Annotated in this window: 2 protein-coding genes; both read right to left on the reverse strand. The window is 27.8% G+C overall.

The window, feature by feature from the left end; all coding sequences use genetic code 11:
* Positions 1 to 389 (reverse strand): filamentous hemagglutinin N-terminal domain-containing protein (locus L8V77_RS07595; RefSeq protein ID WP_263707391.1); only part of this gene is annotated, 389 nt, incomplete at its 3' end.
* A 24-nt stretch (positions 390 to 413) separates the two neighbouring features.
* Positions 414 to 2,993 (reverse strand): hypothetical protein (locus tag L8V77_RS07600; RefSeq protein ID WP_263707392.1); only part of this gene is annotated, 2,580 nt, incomplete at its 5' end.

A 2,993-nucleotide genomic window follows, 5' to 3' on the forward strand; every position in this document is an offset into this window, starting at 1 on the left:
GACGAAGTCGAAGCCACAAAGCGATTAGCATTGATATTTCCTGTTTTAGTAATGATTACTCCATTAGGATTAATTAAAAATACATTATTACCACCTGCATTTAATAAACCTTCTATCATAGATTTACTAGTACCATGAGCAATGTTTAGGTAGTTTTTACTATTACCTCCAAAGTTTACACTTTCACCTTGACCTATACTAAAACCACCACCCCATTGTATGACTGAGTTTGTTCCATTACCATTAATTTGCATATGACCATTGCCAGAAGTTATAGTCCCACTAGTCCCATGAGTAAATTTACCTCCACTAGGTAAAGCCATTAGTGGAGAAAATAACATTGATACCGTTACACCTGAGAGTATGATGTGATTTGCTAACTTTTTCATAATTAATCCTTTTGGTATATTGCTTTAGTTTAAATTCACTACTATGCTTTTTGCATCTTTACTTACACTTAGAGTGTATTTAGCTTTTTGAACTTTTGCTTTGATGTTTTTATGTAAGCTTTGATTGTTTTTAGTAATAGTTTCTAATAAGCTTTGTAAATCTTTTTGATTTAGATGTTTATTGTTTGCATCTACAAAGCCTTTTTCGCTTTGCATTAAAATAAAGCTTTTATTTTTTACATTATTGCTTGTATATATATTAATAGAACTATCTTTAGAAAGATTAATAGCTTCTTTAGCACTTAAATAAGTTTTAGTATCATCTTTTAAGATAAAGCTATAATGATCAAAGTTATTAATAGTATTTGCTTTTATATTTGTATTTAAGACTAAATGATTATTAGTACCACTTTTATGCATTAGAGCTTTTGATACAAAGCTATTATCTTCTTTAGTTTGTAAAAAGCTACCTGCTAATACTTCTATATTAGTATTATTAAAAATATTAGTATTACCACTTAGATATAAAGTATTATTATAGCTTTTATCATTTTCACTATATATACCAGAAGCACTTATAAATATAGCTTTGTTGTTTTTATACTCATCTATATTTAAATTATTTATATGAGTATAATTATCATGAGTATTCTTAGCTATACCTGCACTAATTACTATCTCCCCTTCTCTTTTATCAGAAGCTGTACCTAGGGCTAGATTATCAAAGATAAAAGTATTATTAGCACTTTCAGTTTTAGCATTAATAACATAAACATTAGAACTAGCTGCACTTGAATAATCTTTAATGTTTAAAGTATTATTATTAGCGCTTTCATTGGCTCTTAAAATGATTTTAGAACCTTTATCTATATTAGAAGCATTCGATAAAGATTGTACAAGATTATATTTTATAGTGTTTTTTTCTAAATTATCAGCTTCTATAATGGTAGTGAGGTTTCTACCTGATTTTACATTATCTAAAACTATACTATTAGCATTAGCACTACTTGCATAATAATCTTTATTATCCAAACTAACCTTACTTACTCCATATAAGTATAAAGGTATAGCTATGTTTGAGTTTTTAATAACAATGCTATTATTATTTGCTTTAGAACTTAGAGTTTGTGCTGCTGTGATTTGAATTTTATCTTGATGGTTTTCAACAGTAAGTCCTTGGGTTAAATCCCCATTGATATTAATACTATTATTATTAGCTCCTTTAGTAGCTACCCCACCATAAAGATTAAACTCATTTTTACCTGTAAAATTAGAATTAATTTCAAATGGCTTTTTTAGATTAATATTAATGCTATTATCATTAGCTATACCATTATTAGTCATACCTGCATAAAAGTCTAAAAGTGCTTTTACTTCTACATTAGTATTTAATGCTAATAAGGTTTGTAAGTCTTTTATATCTATAGTGTTTTTATAAGCATTACCTTGTATGATTTTACCCCCATAGATTTCTCCTACTAAGACAGCATTATAAGCTAATGGGGTATTTTTAGTATCTACTCTTAAATCTAGTTTTAAATCATTGATTAATACACTATTATTACTTACTTCATAACTTTGATTGTTGTTTACATCTACGAAAGCTCCTCCTAAGTGAGTAGCAGCTGATGTTGAATATGCTCCACTTGGACCATGTACTAATAAAGAAGCTCCATCTATAATAACCTTATTATTTTTAGCATTGCCATTATAAGTAATAGCTCCTGTTACATGAGTCATTCTCTCATCAAAGATATTATCTCCTAGCATGCTTTGTCTATAAGGGGTAGTATGAAAGTCTATCTTTACTCCCTTGTTTAATATGACTGTATTATTATTAGCATTAGCATCTACACCAAAAGCACCTAAGATATAAGGAGCACCATTTAAAGGTAAGGTATAGGTGTTTTCAACACCCATATTTACATAGGCATCTTTTAAGAAATTTAAAGTATTATTACTTACTTCACCTTTTCTAGCTATAGCTGGAGTAATTAGAAAATTATATTTATTATCTAAACCCGTAGCTTTAGGATTAATTACTTCTTTATCAGTAGGTTTTAAATAATATACTGAAGATAATTCTCCTGCTTTTAATACTAAGGTATTATTATTAGCTTTTGCATTAAAGGTATAAGCAGAAACTAAAAAAGGTATATAGCTGATTTGATTTAGGGTAGTATTAGCTGAGTTAGAACTATGAAAACCATTAACTACAAAAATATCTTCTTTTATACTTGGAGTGAGTATGTCTTGTTTAAAATATAAATCATTCATTTTAGAATGAGTTTTATCTTTAGGATTATCATAGATTAAAGTGATATTTGAAAGGTTTTTATTAGTAGCCATTTGGCCATAGAAGTTTTTACCACTTAAGAGTTTATAGGTATCAAGATTATAATCATATACATCATTATTATTAAATTTGTGCTCTTTAATAACATAAGCATTAGAAGCTTTATCATAATTTGCTTGGGTGGCTGCCTCTAAAGAACTTAGAGAAAAAATAGTAAATAAAGAAAGTTTTAAAAGATTAGAGTTTTTATAGTTTTTTAAAGAGTTTAAAGTGTTTGAGTTAAAACGAAAATTATCGTTCCCCCCCCC

Source organism: Campylobacter sp. IFREMER_LSEM_CL2127 (genome assembly GCF_025771745.1).
GTDB lineage: Bacteria > Campylobacterota > Campylobacteria > Campylobacterales > Campylobacteraceae > Campylobacter_D.